We start from the raw sequence: 19016 nt of genomic DNA on the forward strand, positions 1-19016 counted from the left end.
GGGGCCCTCGTGACCAGGACGGGAAGAAGGGGAAGAAGCGGGCGACGATGACGACCGGTAGAGCGGGCGTACTGCTGCGAAGACCCGAACAGGCGCGGCCGGCGTTCCTGGAACTGTTCTTCGACCTGGCGTTCGTCCTCGTGTTCTTTCAGCTCTCGCTGCACCTGCTCGAGCAGCTGAGCTGGGCTGGCGCGGTCCAGACACTGGTGCTGTTGTTCGCCGTGATGCACCTCTGGTCCGCGACGACGAGGTTCCTGGACGCATTCGATCCCCGACATCCGCTGGTCCAACTGCTGATGATGCCGATCATCTTCGGCGCCCTCGTGCTGGCGGCCGCGACGCCTGAGGCGTTCGGCCGCAACGGCCTGGTCTTCGCCGGTGTGTACCTGACAATCCGGCTTGTCGGTCTCGCTATCGCCGTCTTCCTGCTGCATGGCCATGAGGCGCAGGCCAGCGCGGTGCGGATACTGTTCTGGGTCGGCATGTCCACGGTGCCCTGGATCGCGGGTGCGCTCCTGCCCGTTCCGGCACGTGCGGCGCTGTGGATGACGGCGACGGTCGGGGAGTACGTGGCGCTCGCCCTCGGCCTCCCCACGCCGCGGCTGGGCCGCCAGGGCAAGCGTCGACAGGAGGTCGTGGTCTCCGAGGAGCACACGGCCGAGCGGTACCAGCAGTTCTTCATCATCGCGCTCGGCGAGCCGATCCTGGTCACCGGACTGACGTACGGAACCGGCGAGTTCACGGCCGACCGCGGCGCCGCGACCCTGGTGGCGTTCGCCACCACGGCGCTGCTGTGGCGCATCTACATCCACCGCGCCGGAGCGCTGCTGGCCGACGCCATGACCGCGGCCCCCGACCCGCGCCGCGTCGCCGTCCTGACGATGTACTCCCACGTGATCATGATCGCCGGCATCGTCGCCATCGCCGTCGGCGACGAACTGGTCATCCAGCATCCGCTCGGCCAGACCGACCCGGCCTGGATATCCGTCATCCTCGGCGGACCCGCCCTCTTCCTCGCCGGACGGGCCATCTTCGAGTACGCGGTGTTCCGGCGAGTGTCCCTCCCCCGCGTGATCGGCGCGCTCGCCCTCGTCGCCCTCACCCCGGCGATGAGGCCGATGCCGCCGCTCGCGGTAGCCACCGCCGCCGCACTCGTCCTGGCCGGCGTCGCCGTGGCCGACGCGGCCCGTACTCGAAGACTGCCCGCCGAGCCGCCGTCACCACCCCGTTAGACGATCGGCGGCGGGCAGCGGCAGGGAGGGTCGGAGGTTGGTGAGCAGCGGGGTGGGTAACCCGCGCCATGGCTGGTGACCGGCGCGTCGGGTTTCGCCCCCACGCCGCTGCCGGGCGCGCCAAGGACTTGACGGCGGAGGCCCGGCGTCGCGGTGGTGAGGCAGGCCGGCTGAGGCTGCGGCTGTTCACGATCATCCTGTTCGTCGCAGCGCAATGTGGGCTTGCCGCGACGTTGTCCTGGGGGCTGGCGCACGACGTCCTGGGTCGCCCCTCCCCGATCTTCGCGCCCTCCGCGGCGGTCGGCACGATCGTCGCCGCCCTCGGGCAGCGCGCCCTACGTACCGCCGAGCTGATGCTCGGCGTGGGGCTGGGCCTGCTTGTCAGTGATTTTCTCATGCGTTCTCTCGGCTTCGGGCCCTGGCAGATCGGCCTGGTGGTGATGCTGGCCATCGCCGTCGCCCTGTTGATGACGGGGCGCAGCGGTGCGCTGGTCGCTCAGGCGGGCAGTACCGCTGTACTGATCGCCACGCTCTCCCACGCGGAGCAGGGCCTCGAATGGGCGCGGATCGTCGACGCGGGAGTGGGCGGCGCCATCGGCCTGGCGGTGGTGGCGTTGCTGCTACCGATCAACCCGATGCGCATTCTCGACCGCGCCACCGCTCCGGTCGCCGCGACCCTCCACACGCAGCTCCGAGAGGTTGCCCACGCACTCGCCCGGCGTGACCCGGACCGCGCGACACGGGCGCTGGATCAGCTGAGCGGGATGGAACCCGATCTCGCCCGGATGCGCGAGGCGCTGGGTGGCGCCGAGGAGGTGACGACCATTGCGCCGGCCCGCTGGCGACGCCGGGTCGATGTCGAGCACTACCGGCGCGGCATCGAGCACATCGATCGGGTGGTCCTCGGGGGCCGGGCGCTGGCCCGCTGGGCCGCGACCACGCTCCAGTACGACGAGCCGGTGCCGGCCGAACTCCCCGGCGCCGTGGACAGGTTCGCCGAGGCGATCCAGTTGCTGAAGCGCGAGGCACGGGCGGGTGGGCCGTTCGACCAGACCCGCACCGCGGTGTTGGACGGGGCGTGCCTGGCCGGCCAGGCGTACCACAAGGGCGTCAAGCCCTTCTCGGACGCCATCGTGATCCAGCTGCGCACCATGGCGAGTGACCTCCTCCGCGCGACCGGGTACGAGCCGGAGACGGCCAACCGGATGGTGCGCGAGGCGGCCACCGCCTAGAACGGGCCGGCGGCCCGCTCGCGCGGATGGACATCGGTCCTACGGGCGGACACCGTCGAGCGCGGGTAACGGCCGCCGGCAGATCTCGTGCGCGTCGTCGGGCGGAAGACCGAGCGTGCGCAGCAGGTCCTCGGTGACCCGGTCGGTTGCTGCCGCGTCGTCGCGCTCGGGCTGGTCGTGCAGCAGTTGCCCGAGAACCAGCGCGGCCCCGGCGATGATCACCATCGCCAACTCGGGGTCGCGCACGCTGAACCGCCCGGCACGGACGCCGTCTTCGATGTCGCGCCGGGCTCGCGGCGCGAGTCCCTTGTCGGAACCAGCCAGGGCCAGGCCATTGCTGAGCAGCACCTTGCTCAGCTCGGGACTCCGGCGGTGGAGACGTCCGGTCAGCCGGAAGCTCTGCGCGAAGACATGGGCCGGATCGTCCAGGCCCACTGTCAGCTCGTCGAGCAGGGCGCCGTAGCGCTCGAGGGCGTCCTCCACCGCGGCCTGGTAGAGCTGCTCCCTGCTGTCGAAGTGGTTGTAGAACGACCCCATCCCCACGTCCGCGGCCTGGGTGAGCTCGAGGATCGGGACGTTCTGCTTGCCAGCCGCAATGAACGTCTGGGCCGCGCGAACGAGCGCCGATCGGGTGTGCGCCTTCCGCCGCTCCAGGCGGTTGGGGGCATGCCTGGTCTGTTGCGCCATGCCTACTTGTCCACCTCTCCCAGGTCGGTCTGCCGCCTACCTTAACTCCGGCGACCCTCAGAGATGACGGAATCGTCATCAACGCTTGACTGACGCTACACTCGTAAGTGACGATTTCGTCAGCGTCTTGGGAGGAGCGGGACATGATCGATCGGCACGACCCGCACACGGGTCTGCACAGCGAGCAGGGCGCACTGCCGGGCGAGCACCCGGGACGGGCGCGCAACCCGCTCGTCAAGGTGCACGACCTGGCCTGGTTGGAGTTCGAGAAGCCCGATCTTGAGCGGGCCGAGCTGTTCGCCCGAGCCTTCGGCTTCACGACGTCGTCGCGTACCCCCGACGAGCTGCACCTGCGGGGCACGGACCCGGGTTCGCCCTGCGTGCTCATCCGCCGGGGCCCCCGGTCCCGGTTCATCGGCCCCGCCTTCCGGGCTGCCGAGCCGGCGGACCTGCTGCGGCTCGCGGACGCCACCGGCACGACGATCGCCCCGCTGCCCGAGAGCCTGGGCGGGGTGACGGTGGATCTGGTCGACCCGAGCGGGGCGCGGGTCCGCGTGGTGACGGACACGCACGAACTTCCCGCGCTGCCCACCCAGGTGGCCCTGACGTTCAACGTCGGGCACGAGGTGGCGCGGACGAACGCCGCCCAGCGGCCGCCACGGGAGCCGGCCAAGGTGCAGCGGCTCGGTCACGTCGTGCTGCAGGCGACCCGGTACCTGGAGACGCTCAACTGGTATCTGGAGCACCTGGGCCTGATCGTCAGCGACTTCCTCTACCACCAGGGGCAGCGCGAGCGTGGCCCGGTGATGAGCTTCATCCGCTGCGACCGCGGCAGCACGCCCACCGACCATCACACGCTCGCGATGACCCTCGGCCCGGCCAACCGCTACGTGCACTCGGCCTACCAGGTTCCCGACCTCGACTCCCTGGCCGCCGGTGGGGAGTACCTGCTCGACCGGGGCTACCAGCGGTCCTGGGGAATCGGCCGGCACATCCAGGGCAGCCAGATCTTCGACTACTGGCGCGACCCGGACGACTTCCTGGTCGAGCACTTCACCGACGGTGACCTGTTCGACTGCACGCTCGAGCCCGGCTGGGCCCCGATGACCGCCTCCGGCCTCGCCCAGTGGGGTCCGCCGGCCACCAAGGACTTTCTCGGCATGCGACCCGGCCGGGAATCGCTTCGCGAGCTACGCGCGGTCATCGGCGCGCTGCGCGAGGACAACGAATTCGACCTCCACCGCCTGCGCGGCCTGATGAAAGCGTTCACCTCTTGAGCACCTCTGTCCTGCGCACCGCCGACGCCTGGTGGGTGCTCACCCCCACCGGCGCCGCCAAGGTGCACACCACCGCCACCACCACCGGCGAGCTGCTGGCCGACCGGCCGGCGATCCTCGCGGCCGCGACGAGCGGCGACACCGTTCCGGTGGACGACCTTGCGTTGGTCTCCCCGGTGACGGCGCCCTGCCGCGTCGTCGCCCAGATGACGAACTTCGCCTCCCACGTCAAGGACACCAACGGCAATCCCGAGACCGTCCCCCTGACGTTCTTCCGAAAGACCTCGGGCTCGATCAGCGGCCCGTTCGCCGACGTCATCCGCCCCGGCCACGTGAGATTGCTGGACTACGAGGTCGAGATCGGGCTCGTCTTCGGCCGCGAAATGCCCGTCGGCACCACCATCACCGCAGACAACCTCGCCGAGTACGTCGCGGGCCTGGTGGTCACCAACGACGTTTCCGCCCGTGACGTCCAGCTCCCCAAGACCCAGTTCTACGAGGCCAAGTCCTACCCGACGTTCACCCCGGTCGGCCCCGCGCTGGTGCTGCTCGACGCCGACGAACTCAAGCGGTTCACCGACCTGCGGCTCAAGCTGTGGGTCAACGGCGAACTCCGGCAGAACATGCTCGCCACCGACATGATCTACACGCCGGTCCAGGCGCTGCAGACGCTGACCCACTTCCAGCGGATCGACCCGGGTGACCTGCTGCTGACCGGGACGCCCGTCGGGACGGCCCTGAGCGCGCCGCCGAAGCCGGTCATGTTCCTCGTCTCGCTGCTGCCGCCCGCGGTGAAGTGGAAGATGTTCTTCAAGGGCCAGCTTCAGAACCCCAGGTACCTCAAGGGCGGCGACGTCGTCGAGGCCACCATCGCCACCGACGACGGCGCGATCGACCTGGGCCGGCAGCGTACGGTCGTGAGGTACGCCGGATGACCGGGCCCCTGCTGTGGCCGGACTACGCCACGCCCACCGACCTGGCCGCGATCGAGGCCCTGCCGCTTGCGGTGCGGGGCCTGCCCGAATCGACGTACGGGCTGCTCGCCCGAGCGGCCACGCGCTGGCCGGACCGCACCGCGCTCACCGTCCTGCCCGACGCCGCCCGCTGGCGGGAGCCGCTGCGTCGGACCTTCGCCGAGCTCCTGGCCGACGTCCACCGGGTGGCGAACCTGCTGCACGACCTGGGCGTGCGGCGGGGTGACGCGGTCGCCCTGATGTCGCCCAACTGCGCCGAGCTGATCACCGCCACCCTGGCGGCGCAGCTCGCCGGGATCGCGGCCCCCCTGGGCAGTGGGCTGTCGCGGCCGCACCTCACCGAGCTACTCCGCCGCTCCGGCGCGCGCGTGCTGGTCACGGCCGGACCCGATTTCGCGCCGGAGGCGTGGGACACCGCGCAGGCGCTCGCCCGCAACGGCCTGCTCGACGCGATCCTCGTGCTCCGTCCCACCGGGGCGGCGGGCACCGCCGGGCCGCTGCCCGTCATCGACGGCGTCCGCATCGGCCACCTCGGCGAGCTCGCCGCCGCGAGGGAACCGTCCGCCTTCCACGGTGAGCCGCCCGGCGCGGGCGACCTGGCCGCGATGTTCCACACCGGCGGCACCACCGGCGCCCCGAAACTGGCCGCGCACACGCACGCCAACGAGGTCGCCGACGCGTGGATGCTGTCCGCCAGCAACCTGTTCGACGAACGGACCGTGGTCTTCGCGGCGCTTCCGCTGTTCCATGTCAACGCGCTCGTCGTCACGCTGCTGGCGCCCCTGTTCAAGGGGCAGACGGTGGTGTGGGCCGGTCCACTCGGCTACCGCGACCCCGCGCTGTACGGCGCGTTCTGGAAGATCGTCGAGCACTACCGGATCGCCGCCATGAGCGCGGTGCCCACCGTGTACGCCACGCTGGCGCAGTGCCCGGTCGACGCCGACATCAGTAGCCTGCGGATCCCGATGGTGGGCGCCGCACCGCTGCCCGCCGCGGTCCGGGACACCTTCCACACCCACACCGGGACAGCCCTGATCGAGGGCTACGGGCTGACCGAAGCCACCTGCGCCAGTGCGCGGAGCTTTCCCGACGTGTCGCGGCCGGGCTCGGTCGGGCAGCGCCTGCCCTACCAGCGGATGCGGGTGGTCAGCACGGACGGCACGTGGGAGGACGTACGCCCGGGTGGAACGGGCGTGCTGGCGATCAGCGGCCCGACCGTCTTCCCCGGCTACGTCACCGACCGCGACGAGAACGGCCCCGTCCTGGACGGCCTCGGCAAGCTCGTCGACGGCTGGCTGGACACCGGCGACCTCGCCCGCATCGACGAGGAGGGCTTCGTCTGGCTCGTCGGCCGGGCCAAGGACCTCATCATCCGCGGCGGGCACAACATCGACCCCGCCGTCATCGAGGACGCCCTGCTGGCCCACCCGCAGGTCACCGAGGCCAGCGCGGTCGGGCGCCCCGACATCCACGCCGGCGAGGTACCCGTCGCCTACGTCACCCTCGCGCCCGGCGCCACGGTGACCGAGAACGACCTGCGCCACTGGGCGAGCGAACAGGTGCCCGACCGCACCGCCGCGCCCAAGACCGTCACGATCCTCGACGAACTGCCCGTCACCGCCGTGGGCAAGCTCTACAAGCCCGCACTGCGCACGGACGCCATCCGTCGGGAAATCCGCGCCGCACTCGACAAGGTTCCCGAGGTCCACCAGATCGGGACCACGACCGAAGGTAGCTCCATCGTGGCTACCGTCACCGTTTCTCCATCCGCCGACCAGGCTGCCATCAAGGCCGTCCTGGGCCGCTATGCCATCGAATGGCGATTGGTTGTTATGTCATGACGCTCGCTGCTGCCATCCTCGCGGTGCTGCTCGCCCTGATCTTCCTCACCCTCGGCACGGCCAAGATCCTCGCCCTGCCCCGCATGCGTGAGCTGGCCACCGAGGCCGGTTTCTCCGTCGCCGCCTATCGCCGTCTGGGCGTGCTCGAAGTCGCCGGGGCGGTCGGGCTGCTCATCGGCCTGACCGAGCCGCTGATCGGCGCCCTCGCCGGCGCCGGGCTGCTGCTCCTGCTCGCTGGAGCCCTCATCGTCCACCTGCGCAAGGGAGACGGCCCCCAGAAGTACGCCCCGGCCGTCGTCTGCGGACTCCTCGTCGCCGGCTACCTCGCCCTCCACCTCGTTGCGGCCGGATGAGGACGGTCCCCGTGGTGATCGTCGGCGCGGGCCCCACCGGGCTCACCGCCGCGACGCTGCTCGCCCAGTACGGCGTCGAGTGCCTGGTCCTCGAGCGCTGGGAGTCGATCTATCCCCAGCCCCGCGCCGTCGCCCTCGACGACGAGGTCCACCGCATCCTGGCGCGGCTCGGGCTCCGGGACGAGTTCGCCGCGATCTCCCGCCCGCACCGGGGGCTGCGCCTCCTCGACCGGGACATGCGGGTGCTGGCCGAGTTCCGGCGGGACACGGGGCCCGGCCGGCACGGCTACCCCCAGGGGAGCATGTTCGACCAACCGGAACTGGAGACGATCCTCCGCCGAAATCTCAAGCGGCACGGCAGCGTCACGTTCCGCGGCAACGCCGAGGTCACCGGGCTGACCCAGGACGCCAGCGGGGTGCGGGTCGATGTCACCGACACCGCCACCGGAGAGCAGGAGTCCGTCCGGGCGGCGTACGTCCTGGGGTGCGACGGCGCCAACAGCCTGTCCAGGGCCTCGATCGGCGCCGCCATGCAGGGCCTGGGCTTCACGCAACGCTGGCTCGTCATCGACGTGGTGACGGAGGCCGACCTCGGCCAGTGGGAGGGCGTGCACCAGCTCGCCGACCCGGCCCGCGCCGGCACCTACATGCGGGTCGGGAAGAACCGCTACCGCTGGGAGTTCCAGCTGACGCCCAGTGAGACCGCCGACGACTACCGCGACATGGCCCGGCTGCATCCGTTGATCTCGCGGTGGACCGGGGACATCCCCGTCGCGGAACTGGAGATCATCCGCGTCGCGGAGTACACCTTCCGCGCGCAGGTCGCCGACCGATGGCGCGACCGGCGGGTGTTCCTGCTGGGCGACGCCGCCCACCTCACCCCACCGTTCATCGGCCAGGGCATGTGCGCCGGGCTGCGCGACGCGATGAACCTGGCCTGGAAACTCGCCGCCGTGCTCGACGGGGCGCTGGCGGAGACCGTGCTCGACACGTACGAGATCGAACGCAAGCACCACGCCCGGGCCATGATCAAGCTGGCGAAGTTCATCGGTACGGCAATGACGGCCGGCGGCGAGGTCGGCAACGTCATCCGTCGCGCCGTGGCGCCGCGGCTACACCTCGTACCCGCCCTCACGGGCCTGGCCACGGACAGCCGGACACCCCCGCTGCACCGCTCCGACCTCGTGCTGCGGCCGCGGCTTCGCCGCGGCCTCGCAGGCAGGCTCTGCCCGAACGCGATCATCGACGGCCAACGACGTTTCGACGACCTGGCCGCCGGCCGGTTCGCGATCGTGACGTCCATCGAGCCGTCCGCCGCACAGCGCGCCGACATCGAACGGCGCGGGGCGGTGCTGATCGTCGCCCACTCGGGCAGCGAACTGCACCGCTGGTTGCGGGCAGGCAGTGCTCGCGCAGCCGTCGTCCGCCCCGACGGAGTCGTTCTCCATGCCGGCCGCCGGCTGCTTCCCCAGACGATCGACGCTGTCCGCCCGGGTGGCGGGTGAGCGAGGCCTCTGTCGCTGTTGCTGTCAGAGTCGCCGTGAGCGATCCCGCACTGCTCGGAGGGCAGTCCGTCACGATCAGTGCCCCGGAGCTTCGCGGCCAGCAGGCTTCTCGTCATCCGGGCGGAGCAGGGCGGCGGTCGAGGTAGGCGTCCAATGCGGCGGCGCCGGCGAGCATGGCGCGGCTCCTGGCCGAGAGGCGGGCGCGCCAGTCGCGCAGCATCGACTCCAGCGGTGCGACGCCTCCGGCGGAGCGGACCTGGGCGATCAGCGGGGCGATCTGCTCCAGCAGGTAGCCACCCCGTCTGAGCTGGTGGGCCAGCAGGGCGTCGCGGACGTCGGCCGCGCTGTAGACCCGGTAGCCCGTCCGCGGGTCGCGGCGGGGCTGGACCAGGCCGGCGCGTTCCCATTTGCGGAGGGTGGCCGGTCGGATGCCGAGCCGCCGCGACAGCGGTCCGACGAAGGTGTCACCACGCTCCCGCGGTACCGGATCGAGGTCGCGAAGCGCGGTTTCGACGGCTTGGAAAGTGCGGCGGTCGTCGAGCAGCTGGGCGTGGCTCTCGTCGATGAGCCGGAGCGCGTCCTCGGTCGCGTCCCGGTTGACCGCCTGCATGATCGACGTGGCCGTCTGGTGGCCGTGTCCGGGCACGAGCGCGAGAAACGCGCGCAGCGCCTGCGCGTGCAGCGGCGTGTAGGTGCGGTACCCGTGCAGGGTGCGTTCGGCACCCGGAAGGATGCCGGCCGCCTCGTAGTTCCTGATCGCCTGGGTGGACAGACCGTGCCCACGCGCGAGGTCGATCGGCCTGAGCCGTCCACCGTCTTGAAGGTTTCGCCCCACTGTCCTGTCAATATCGCGGAGAAGTTTAAATCGAACGTTCAACGATACCGTTGAGGGCATGATTGCTGGTACCAAGGACACCGTCCATGCCGTCGAGGCCGCGACCGTCATGCGGCTGCTCCCGACCCGGCCGCGGCTGCTCGCCCTGGGCGAGCCCACCCACGGCGAGGACGTTCTGCTCGAGGTGCGGAACGAGATCTTCCGGCAACTCGTCGAGCAGGAGGGCTACCGGACGATCGCCATCGAGAGCGACAGCGTGATGGGCCTGGTCGTGGACGACTACCTCACCGCGGGCACCGGCATCCTCAACGAGGTCATGGAGCGCGGCTTCAGCCACGGGTGGGGCGCCTTCGGGGGCAACCGCGAGCTGGTGCGCTGGATGCGCGCGTACAACGACGGCCGGCCCGCGTCAGAGCAGCTGCGCTTTGCCGGTTTCGACGGCCCGCTGGAGATCACCGGCGCCGCGAGCCCCCGGCAGGCCCTCACCGCGCTCCACGCCTACCTCGCCGCCTGGGTCGACGCCGATCTGCTCCCCTGCACCGCGGAAACGCTCGACCGCCTGCTCGGCGCTGACGACCGGTGGACCAATCCCGCCGCGATGATGGACCCGTCCCAGTCCGTGGGGCGGACGCCCGACGCCGACCAGCTGCGGCTGCTCGCCGACGATCTGGTGGCCCTGCTCGACGCGCAGACGCCACACCTGATCGCGGCGTCCGCGCGGGAGGACTGGCACCGGGCACGCCTGTACGGGCGTACCGCCACCGGGCTGCTTCGCTACCACTTCTGGATGGCCGACACGTCACCGAGCCGACTGGCGCGGCTGCTGGGCGTGCGGGATTCGATGATGGCCGCCAACCTGCTCGCCCTCGCCGAACGAGGGCCGGCGCTGGTGAACGCCCACAACGGCCATCTGCAGCGAAACAAAAGCACGATGCGGATGGCCGGCTTGCGGCTGGAATGGTGGAGCGCCGGCGCGATCGTCAGCGCCCACCTGGGCGAGGGATACGCCTTCCTCGCCACAGCCCTCGGCACGATCCGCCACCAGGGAGTGGACGCCCCGCCTCCGGACACCGTCGAGGGGTTGCTGTACGCGCTCCCGGAGGAGCGTCACATCGTCGACGTCCGCCGACTGGCCAGCGCCCTCGGCAACGTGACGCCCGCTGCCCGGGTGTCCCCCTGGTTCGGTTACTCCCCGCTTGATCCGGCCCACCTGGCCAGCACCGACGGGATCGTCTTCGTCAAGGATGCCCGGCGGACCTAGTCGGCCCGGCCTCGGCGGCGCCTCCGCTCGATGTCCTCCTGGACGTCAGGGTCCCAGAGGGAGGCGTTCCAGTCGGCGTCTTCGTCGGCAGGAGGTATGACAGGAAGAGAACGAGGCCTCCGCAGGAGACCGCCCAGTTCCGGACGATCGCGACCGTCCCGTCCTAGGTCTCGATGACACGCTTCGTCAGGTTCGACCACACCACGAAGGCGAAGAAGAGAGCCAACGGCACCGCAATCGACAGCACGGTGACGGCCCACCCGCCCGGCGACACGATCAGATCGGCGGTGATCGCCGCCCGGACCAGCGAGAGCCCCGCGAACAACACGGCAAGCGTCAGCAGCGTCCCGAGGGCTGCTTGCCAGCGCAGCGGCAACCCGGCTGCCGGGGCGGGACCGTCCACGCAGGTGTGCCCCTGCCCCGGATGACCACGTTGAGCCCCGCATTCCGGGTAATTCATGACCAGCCATTCCCCGCGTACTGACGATCACGGCCGGAGCAGGTTAGTGGAACAGCGAGGATGGGACCATCCCGCTACCTGCCGTCGCCACGGGAGCAAGATTTTCCGACGGCGATGTCGAGAACTGATGGCTGGCTCCGTCCCCGTGGTGAGCGTGACCATGATGGGTCGCACCAGCAGAGGAGAAACATGATGGCGAAGTACTTGCTGCTCAAGCACTACCGCGGCGCTCCGGCTGCGGTCAACGACGTGCCCATGGACCAGTGGACGCCGGAGGAGATCTCGGCGCACGTGCAGTACATGCACGACTTCGCGGCCCGGCTCGAGCAGGCCGGCGAGTTCGTCGACGGTCAGGCGCTCGCCCCCGAGGGGACGTTCGTCCGGTACGACGGTGAGGGGCGCCCGCCGGTCACCGACGGCCCGTTCGCCGAGACCAAGGACCTCATCGCCGGCTGGATGGTGATCGACGTCGACAGCTACGAGCGCGCCATCGAGCTGGCCGGGGAGCTGTCGGCCGCCCCCGGGGCGGGCGGGAAGCCGATCCACGAGTGGCTCGAGGTACGCCCGTTCCTCACCGCGCCGCCCACCATCACGCAGTGCCCTCACCGATGAACGAGGCCCTGCTCCGCAGCCTCACCCCGAGCGTGCTCGCGATCCTCGTCCGCCGCGGAGCCGACTTCGCGGCGGCCGAGGACGCCGTGCAGGACGCGCTGGTCGAGGCCGTGCGCGTCTGGCCGGTCGACCCGCCGCGGGACCCGAAGGGCTGGCTGATCACCGTGGCCTGGCGCCGGTTCCTCGACACGACCCGCGCCGACGCCGCCCGCCGCCGGCGTGAGGACCTCCTCGACGAGGAGCCCGCGCCCGGACCCGCGCCCACGGTGGACGACACGCTCCACCTCTACTTCCTGTGCGCCCACCCGTCGCTGACCCCGTCGTCCGCGGTCGCACTCACGCTGCGCGCCGTCGGCGGACTGACCACCCGCCAGATCGCCCACGCCTACCTGGTGCCCGAAGCGACGATGGCGCAGCGCATCAGCCGCGCCAAACGGACGGTCTCCGGCGTACGGTTCGACCAGCCCGGCGACGTCGCCACCGTGCTGCGCGTCCTCTACCTGGTCTTCAACGAGGGCTACTCCGGCGACGTCGACCTCGCCGCCGAAGCGATCCGACTCGCCCGGCAACTCGCCGCCGCGATCGACCACCCCGAGGTGGCGGGGCTGCTGGCCCTCATGCTGCTGCACCACGCCCGGCGCGCCACCCGCACCGCGCCCGACGGCAGCCTGGTCCCGCTCGCCGAGCAGGACCGCAGCCGCTGGGACACCACGTCGATCACCGAGGGCGTCCAGATCCTCCAGGCGGCCCTCGCCCGCGACCGGCTCGGCGAGTTCCAGGCCCAGGCCGCCATCGCGGCGCTGCACGCTGACGCACCCACCGCCGACGAGACCGACTGGGTGCAGATCGTCGAGTGGTACGACGAACTCGCCCGCCTGACCGACAACCCGCTCGTCCGACTCAACCGCGCAGTGGCCGTCGGCGAGGCCGACGGCCCACGCGCCGGACTGGCGGCGCTCGCCGCGCTGAACGACTCACTACCCCGCCACACGGCAGTGGCGGCGTACCTCCACGAACGCGACGGCGACCTGGCAACAGCGGCACGGCTCTACGCCGAGGCCGCCCACAAAGCCCCCAACCTCGCCGAACGCGACCACCTGACACGCCAAGCCGCCCGACTCAACACCCGCCGGCGTCGCTGACGCGGTGTCCTTCGAGCCGGTCCCGCCGCCGTTGCTGCTCGAACGCCGGGCGGGCGCGTCAGTCGTAGCGGCACGTGCCAGTCTCCGCGTGCCGCCGTACACGGCGGTCCGGCCGGCCCCGGTACGGCCCCGGCCACCACGCCAGCGACGGTTCGCCGGGAACTCAGGCGTCGCGGACGGGCCAGGTCAGCCGGCGGGATCGACGAGTACGCCGGGGTTGAGGATCCAGGACGGGTCGAGCGCGCCCTTGGCGGCGCGCATGGCGAGCGCAACCGGGTCCGGACGCTGCTGGTCGTACCACGGTCGGTGGTCGCGGCCGACGGCGTGGTGGTGGGTGATGGTGCCGCCGGCGGCGAGCAGCGCGTCGGAGACGGCATGCTTGATCTGGTCCCACTGGTCGACGGTGGCGCCCCAGCGGCCGGTGGCGTACACGCCGAAGTAGGGGGCGGGGCCGTCCGGGTAGACATGGGTGAAGCGGCAGGTGACCACACCGGTCGAGTTGACGGCGCGGAGCGCCTCGCTGGCCGCGTCGAGCACGGCGGCGCGTAAGGCGGGGAATCGGTCCCAGGTGCACGCGGTCTCGAACGTCTCCACGATCATCGACCGGGCGGCGAGCGCGTCGCGCTGGTACGGCATCCGCAGGAACGCTGACCGCCAGGCGTCGGCGGCGGTCAGCTCCCGCGGGCCGGACGAGTCGTCGCCGCGGGGCGGCTCCGGCAGGGCACCCCCGTGGTCGCGGCACAGCTCGACGGCGCGGTCCAGCCACGGTGTGACCGGATGGTCGGCGGACTCGAATCCCAGGACGAGCACGCCGCCGGTGGTGGCGGCACCGGCGTTGAGAAGCGCCTCGGCGGGGTCGAGCAGCCGGCAGTTGCTCGGGTGCAGCCCGGACTGGGCGATCGCCCGGGTGGCTTCGACCGCCTGGTCGTAGCCGGTGAAGTACACCGAGGCGCCCGCCCGCCAGCGCGGTCGGTCCTGCAGCCGCATCCACGCCTCGGTGATGACACCGAGCACGCCTTCCGAGCCGAGGAACAGCCGGTCCGGCGACGGCCCGGCGCCGGAGCCGGGCAGCCGACGCGACTGACTGATGCCCGCCGGGCTGACCACCCGCAACGACTCCACCAGGTCGTCGACATGAGTCAGGACGGTGGCGTAGTGACCGCCGGCACGGGTGGCCAACCAGCCGCCCAGGGTGGAGAACTCGAACGACTGCGGAAAGTGCCGCAGCGTGAGGTCGTACCGCCGGAGCTGGTCCTCCAGCGCCGGGCCGAACACGCCGGCCTGGATGCGGGCCGCCCGGCTGGTCGGGTCCACCTCCAGCACCCGGTCAAGGCGCCCGAGGTCGAGACTGACCGCCGCGGGATACGCGTCGTCCAGCCGCGGCTCCACGCCGCCCACCACTGACGAGCCGCCGCCGTAGGGGATTACCGCGATGTCCCGGCCCGCGCACCAGTCCAGCACGTCGACGACGTCCTGCTCGGTCGCCGGCCGGGCCACCAGGTCCGGCGGATCGTGAACATCCCCGTGCAGGTTGCGGACGACGTCGCGGAACGCCTTGCCGTGGGTGTGTGCCGCCCGGTCGGCCGGGTCCGTCGAGCACAGCCGGGCGAGCGACGTGGGCGGATCGACCCGCGGCGGGCGCAGGTCGAGTTCGGCCACCGGCGGCGCGACGTGCTCGGTCAGGTCGACGTCGGGCAGCAGGGTACGCACCCGGTCGACCAACGCCGTGGCCTCCGCGCCGGTCACGGCGTCCTCGACGTGCCCCCAGCCCCACCACGAACGGTGTTTCCCGGCCATGCGGCCTCCCCGCCGTCCACCCTCGCCAGATCTACTCGCCGGTAACGTACTCGACGGCCGGCCCCCCGTCGATGCCCTGCGGTCACCAACGCTGCCAGCCGAGCGGCTTCGCGCCTGGTGGGACGAGCTCGACATGCGATGCGGGCACGGTGCGACGAGGTTCGGCTACGAAGCCTGCCGCATGAGGGCATGGTGCGGGATGCTCTCGCCTCGGTGCCGGCCGGCGCGGGCTCGGTCATCGTCGTGGTGGCGACCGACGCACCACTGCTTCCCGGCCAGTGCAAGGCGCTGTCCCGGCGGGTGCCGCTCGGCTTGGCCCGCACCGGCACCAGCGGATCGCACTTCTCCGGCGACCTCTTCCTCACCTTCTCCACCGGGAACGAAGGTGGACTGGGCTCGGACTATCCGCAGCCCGGAACGGAACGCCTGGACACGCTCACCTACGTGCCCTGGGCTTTCGTCGACCGGTTCTTCGACGCGGTGGTGCAGGCGGTCGAGGAGGCGGTGCTCAACGCGTTGTTCGTCAACGACGAGATGAGCGGCCGAGATGGTCACCGGATGCCCGCCCTGCCGGTCGATCAGGTGCTAGGCCTGGTGCGGGCCGGCCGGCGACCGTAGTTGCTCGCCGGACGGCACTTCAGGGTGCGGTCGGTAGCCGTTGGGCGTCAGGACGTCGACGAAGATCGGTCCGGTTCCGCAGGTCCATCCGTAGGCCAGGCGGTAGGGGGTCCCGAGGTACGCCTTCGCGGCGTTGACCACGCTCGCGCACACTCCCGCCGCCTGCGCTGCACCTGCCGCGAGGAACGTTGATCCGGCCGTCGCCAGGGTCGCGGTCACGCCCACCGCCACGACGCGACGCGCCAACCGCCTCAAGCTCGCACTCATAGCCGCGCCTCCTCCTGGTCGCCGAGCACGAACACCGCCGTGCCGGGCGGAAGTTAATGGTCTCGAACAGCAAAAATAGAAGGCCATCACTGTCAAGGGGTACGGGCCAGGCTGACAGCTGTCGCGCGATGAGATGTCGACAGGCACCTGATGGAGGACTCGGAACAGGGCGAACTTGACGGCCGACTTCCCGTCGTAGGCTGCATCTCGCACGTCACGGACAGGAGGCTGAGGTGGCCCAGACGACTCGAACCGAGGCGACGGTGGCCGAGGTGATGGCCGAGCTTGCCGCACTCGAGGACCCGAAGATTCGCGCGGTGAACGAGAAACACGGTGACGATCACGGTGTGAACCTCGGCAAGCTGCGCGCGCTCGCGAAGCGGCTGAAGACGCAGCAGGAACTCGCGTGCCAGCTCTGGAAGACGGGTGACACCGCGGCGAGACTGCTGGCGGTCCTGATCTGCCGCCCGAAGGCGTTCGGGCGTGACGAGCTGGACGTCATGTTGCGCGAGGCGCGCACACCCAAGGTGCACGACTGGCTCGTGAACTATGTGGTGAAGAAGAACCCGCACTCCGAAGAGCTGCGTCTGGCCTGGTCCGCCGATCCGGATCCAGTGGTCGCGAGTGCCGGCTGGGCGCTGACCACCGAACGCGTGGCGAAGAAGCCCGAGGGCCTCGACCTCGCAGGACTGCTCGACGTCATCGAGGCGGAGATGAAGGACGCCCCGGATCGCCTGCAGTGGGCGATGAACCACTGCCTGGCTCAGATCGGAATCGAGCACGCCGAACACCGCGCCCGCGCAATCGACATCGGTGAGCGCCTTGAAGTGCTCAAGGACTACCCCACTCCCCCGGCCTGCACGTCTCCGTTCGCGCCCATCTGGATCATCGAGATGGTGCGCCGACAGCACGACAAGTAGGAAGGTTCGCGCAGCAAGGCGCGGTGGTGTCGCAGGACTCTGTTGGGCGCGACTGCTGCACGCCCTCCCCGACCAGGGGATGCTGGCCCACGAGAACTGGCCAGCATCCCGGGAGCAAGTCACGTTCACGACCAGGTCGACTGCCGATCCGATGGTTACTGATGGTCGGAAACGTTGTGCTCCGCGGATCGATCCCCCGATCCAACACGCACTCCTACCGCCGTTGCTGACGCCTGAGGTCGGGACTGCAAGGCCGCGTCGAGCCCGTTCAACCGCAGCACGCTTGCGCCGCGCAGGTGCGCCAGGTCCACACCGCCGTCGCCCACGTACCTGAGAAATGTCACCTGTTCGGTCCACTCCAGGCAGGTTCCGTCCGTCTCGGCGTCGAGCCGGACGGTGACCAGCGAGGTCCATCGCAGTTCGCCGTCGACGATCGCCTCGTAGCCGTAGACGATCCGGTGGGTGCCCGCGATGTCGATGTACCGCGACCGGTACTCCAGCCGCTCGGGCGCGGTGTCCAGCCCGGTGAAGGTGCTGCGCGCCGTCTCACCACCACCCACCCGGAAGTCGTGCTCGTACGAATCTCCGCTGCCGGGAAGCCGGAACCAGCGCCGCCTGATCGCGGTGTCGGCGAAGGCCGTGAAGACCTCGCCCGGCGGCGCGTCGAGGTGCCGCGAAATCGTGAACGTGTCGTGCCGGACCATGCCGTCCTCCCACTGTCACGGCCACGAGGGGTGGCCGCTCGTCAGTTACGATCAGTAAGAAACGTGCGTCCCGGGGTTTTAGTCCGGCTCTCCCACCCGCACTTTGAAGTCAGCTACTGACGCGTGAGGAACTACAGCCATGACCAGCCTCCGTGGTGCCGGCCTCGCAGAGCGCGGCGTCGCGCCGGACTGCGTCCAGACGATCGAGCTCGTCCGCGACGTGCTGACGCGGGTGGGTGACAAGTGGACGCTGCTGACCATCACCGTCCTGGCGCCCGGCCCGCTGCGCTTCACCGCACTGCACGAGCAGGTCGCCGGCATCTCCCAGCGGATGCTCAGCCAGACGTTGCGCTCCCTCACCCGCGACGGGCTGGTGACCAGGACCGCATTTCCGGAGGTACCCCCGAGGGTTGAGTACGCCCTGACGCCACTCGGCCGCTCACTGAGCGACGCCGTGGACGAACTCGTGCGCTGGGTCCGTGGCAACCAGAACGACATCCTCCGCAACCGCGACGAGTTCGACCAGGCCGCCCCTCACCTTTGAGGACTGACCCGCCGCGACGTCCCCCCGCCCCTGCAACCAGGGCCCGGACAACCGGCGGGAGCGGTGATCGAATCGGGTTCCCGCTATGACCTGCGCCGGTCGCTGGCCGATCAGCTACCTGTCAGCAGGTCCGACGCGCCAGGTCTGGGCTCCAGGACGACCACCGCGGTCTCGGACGTCCGCAGCGCCGCGAAGGCGTCCAGGTTCGTGTCGATCTCGCGCCAGCGGGCCCACAGCCGCAATCGCTCGTCGCCTGTCGCGGCGTGCGCACGCACCAGCCGCCGCCCGTCGACCAGATCGACGGTCGCGTCCGGATGGGCCTGCAGGTTGAGCCACCAGGCGGGTTCGCCCTCACCCCACCCGTTCATCGCCAGCGAGACCAGGTTCGGCCCATCCTCGAAGTACCCGATGATGACGCTGCGCTGCCGGCCGGTGCGGCGCCCGGTGGCGATCAGCCGGAGGGTGCCCCAGCCGTTGGCGCGTGGCCGCCACAGTCCGACCCGGCCGCCGAAGACCCGATACAGGCCGCGATGCACCGCCCAGGCCAGACGGATGAACCAGCGCGGCGGAAGCCACGGTGTCTTCGACCTGTCCTTGACCGACATGACCACCTCCCACACCTAGCTGGCATGATACGAACCCGACGCTAGTGCCCTGATCTCAAGCGTTGGCCCGGGTTGGTTACCGCTCGACGGGTGGAAACGCGGCGCGGTAGACCCGGGGCGGTACGCCGACGACCTGACGGAAGGACTCAC

Annotated in this window: 19 protein-coding genes; 13 read left to right on the forward strand and 6 right to left on the reverse strand. The window is 70.7% G+C overall.

The annotated features are described in order from the left end of the window. Positions 1 to 47: 47 nt before the first annotated feature. Both V6U89_RS25340 and V6U89_RS25345 read left to right on the forward strand, forming a co-directional pair. On the forward strand, positions 48 to 1232 hold the full coding sequence (locus V6U89_RS25340) for a low temperature requirement protein A (RefSeq protein ID WP_334574255.1): 1185 nt from the start codon (positions 48 to 50) through the stop codon (positions 1230 to 1232). A gap of 68 nt (positions 1233 to 1300) precedes the next feature. Next, complete coding sequence (locus V6U89_RS25345; RefSeq protein ID WP_334574257.1) at positions 1301 to 2464, forward strand: FUSC family protein; 1164 nt, start codon at positions 1301 to 1303, stop codon at positions 2462 to 2464. 39 nt (positions 2465 to 2503) lie between these two features. Here the strand turns inward: V6U89_RS25345 and V6U89_RS25350 are convergent, their stop codons facing one another. After that, on the reverse strand, positions 2504 to 3151 hold the full coding sequence (locus tag V6U89_RS25350; RefSeq protein WP_334574259.1) for a TetR/AcrR family transcriptional regulator: 648 nt from the start codon (positions 3149 to 3151) through the stop codon (positions 2504 to 2506). 143 nt (positions 3152 to 3294) lie between these two features. Between V6U89_RS25350 and V6U89_RS25355 the strand changes: the two genes are divergently transcribed. From V6U89_RS25355 to mhpA, 5 genes are read left to right on the forward strand one after another with little or no spacing between them, the layout of a single operon-like run. Beyond that, the gene (locus V6U89_RS25355) at positions 3295 to 4428 is read left to right on the forward strand and encodes a VOC family protein (RefSeq protein ID WP_334574261.1); all 1134 of its coding nucleotides are present in this window, start codon (positions 3295 to 3297) and stop codon (positions 4426 to 4428) included. Continuing rightward, entirely contained in the window at positions 4425 to 5363 is a 939-nt protein-coding gene (locus V6U89_RS25360; protein WP_334574263.1) for a fumarylacetoacetate hydrolase family protein, read from the forward strand. Before V6U89_RS25355 ends, V6U89_RS25360 begins: the two co-directional genes overlap by 4 nt. After that, positions 5360 to 7243, forward strand: coding sequence for an acyl-CoA synthetase (locus tag V6U89_RS25365; protein WP_334574265.1), 1884 nt, complete (start codon positions 5360 to 5362; stop codon positions 7241 to 7243). The genes V6U89_RS25360 and V6U89_RS25365 overlap by 4 nt, the downstream gene beginning before the upstream one ends. Then, entirely contained in the window at positions 7240 to 7596 is a 357-nt protein-coding gene (locus V6U89_RS25370; protein ID WP_334574269.1) for a DoxX family protein, read from the forward strand. The genes V6U89_RS25365 and V6U89_RS25370 overlap by 4 nt, the downstream gene beginning before the upstream one ends. Continuing rightward, positions 7593 to 9101, forward strand: coding sequence for a bifunctional 3-(3-hydroxy-phenyl)propionate/3-hydroxycinnamic acid hydroxylase MhpA (mhpA, locus tag V6U89_RS25375; RefSeq protein ID WP_334574271.1), 1509 nt, complete (start codon positions 7593 to 7595; stop codon positions 9099 to 9101). Before V6U89_RS25370 ends, mhpA begins: the two co-directional genes overlap by 4 nt. Positions 9102 to 9213: 112 nt before the next feature. On the opposite strand, the gene V6U89_RS25380 is transcribed toward mhpA, so the two are convergent. Beyond that, positions 9214 to 9996 carry a TioE family transcriptional regulator gene (locus V6U89_RS25380; RefSeq protein ID WP_334574274.1) on the reverse strand — a complete coding sequence of 261 codons (783 nt, stop codon included), beginning with the start codon at positions 9994 to 9996 and terminating at the stop codon, positions 9214 to 9216. Here V6U89_RS25380 and V6U89_RS25385 point away from each other — a divergent pair. Further along, on the forward strand, positions 9995 to 11197 hold the full coding sequence (locus tag V6U89_RS25385; RefSeq protein WP_334574276.1) for an erythromycin esterase family protein: 1203 nt from the start codon (positions 9995 to 9997) through the stop codon (positions 11195 to 11197). The genes V6U89_RS25380 and V6U89_RS25385 overlap by 2 nt on opposite strands. A gap of 163 nt (positions 11198 to 11360) precedes the next feature. On the opposite strand, the gene V6U89_RS25390 is transcribed toward V6U89_RS25385, so the two are convergent. After that, positions 11361 to 11600, reverse strand: a complete 240-nt coding sequence (locus V6U89_RS25390) for a hypothetical protein (protein WP_334574279.1) — start codon at positions 11598 to 11600, stop codon at positions 11361 to 11363. A 249-nt stretch (positions 11601 to 11849) separates the two neighbouring features. On the opposite strand from V6U89_RS25390, the gene V6U89_RS25395 reads away from it, so the two are divergent. Further along, positions 11850 to 12269 carry a YciI family protein gene (locus tag V6U89_RS25395; protein ID WP_334574281.1) on the forward strand — a complete coding sequence of 140 codons (420 nt, stop codon included), beginning with the start codon at positions 11850 to 11852 and terminating at the stop codon, positions 12267 to 12269. Next, positions 12266 to 13411, forward strand: a complete 1146-nt coding sequence (locus V6U89_RS25400; protein WP_334574299.1) for an RNA polymerase sigma factor — start codon at positions 12266 to 12268, stop codon at positions 13409 to 13411. Before V6U89_RS25395 ends, V6U89_RS25400 begins: the two co-directional genes overlap by 4 nt. 186 nt (positions 13412 to 13597) lie before the next feature. Here V6U89_RS25400 and V6U89_RS25405 read toward each other — a convergent pair whose 3' ends face one another. Then, positions 13598 to 15208, reverse strand: a complete 1611-nt coding sequence (locus tag V6U89_RS25405) for an FAD-binding oxidoreductase (RefSeq protein WP_334574283.1) — start codon at positions 15206 to 15208, stop codon at positions 13598 to 13600. A 138-nt stretch (positions 15209 to 15346) separates the two neighbouring features. Here V6U89_RS25405 and V6U89_RS25410 point away from each other — a divergent pair, with 138 nt between their 5' ends. Both V6U89_RS25410 and V6U89_RS25415 read left to right on the forward strand, forming a co-directional pair. Beyond that, positions 15347 to 15826: a P1 family peptidase gene (locus tag V6U89_RS25410; protein ID WP_334574285.1), complete on the forward strand. Its 480-nt coding sequence runs from the start codon at positions 15347 to 15349 to the stop codon at positions 15824 to 15826. Between the two features lie 542 nt (positions 15827 to 16368). Beyond that, on the forward strand, positions 16369 to 17013 hold the full coding sequence (locus V6U89_RS25415; RefSeq protein ID WP_442933985.1) for a DNA alkylation repair protein: 645 nt from the start codon (positions 16369 to 16371) through the stop codon (positions 17011 to 17013). Between the two features lie 155 nt (positions 17014 to 17168). Here the strand turns inward: V6U89_RS25415 and V6U89_RS25420 are convergent, their stop codons facing one another. Further along, on the reverse strand, positions 17169 to 17717 hold the full coding sequence (locus V6U89_RS25420) for an SRPBCC domain-containing protein (RefSeq protein WP_334574289.1): 549 nt from the start codon (positions 17715 to 17717) through the stop codon (positions 17169 to 17171). A gap of 139 nt (positions 17718 to 17856) precedes the next feature. Between V6U89_RS25420 and V6U89_RS25425 the strand changes: the two genes are divergently transcribed. Beyond that, positions 17857 to 18261 (forward strand): winged helix-turn-helix transcriptional regulator, encoded by a 405-nt coding sequence (locus tag V6U89_RS25425; RefSeq protein WP_334574292.1) that lies wholly within the window; start codon positions 17857 to 17859, stop codon positions 18259 to 18261. 110 nt (positions 18262 to 18371) lie between these two features. Here V6U89_RS25425 and V6U89_RS25430 read toward each other — a convergent pair whose 3' ends face one another. Continuing rightward, positions 18372 to 18866, reverse strand: a complete 495-nt coding sequence (locus tag V6U89_RS25430) for a nitroreductase/quinone reductase family protein (protein WP_334574294.1) — start codon at positions 18864 to 18866, stop codon at positions 18372 to 18374. Between the last annotated feature and the right edge of the window lie 150 nt (positions 18867 to 19016).

This window comes from Micromonospora sp. CPCC 206171, from assembly GCF_036906755.1.
Lineage (GTDB): Bacteria > Actinomycetota > Actinomycetes > Mycobacteriales > Micromonosporaceae > Micromonospora > Micromonospora purpureochromogenes.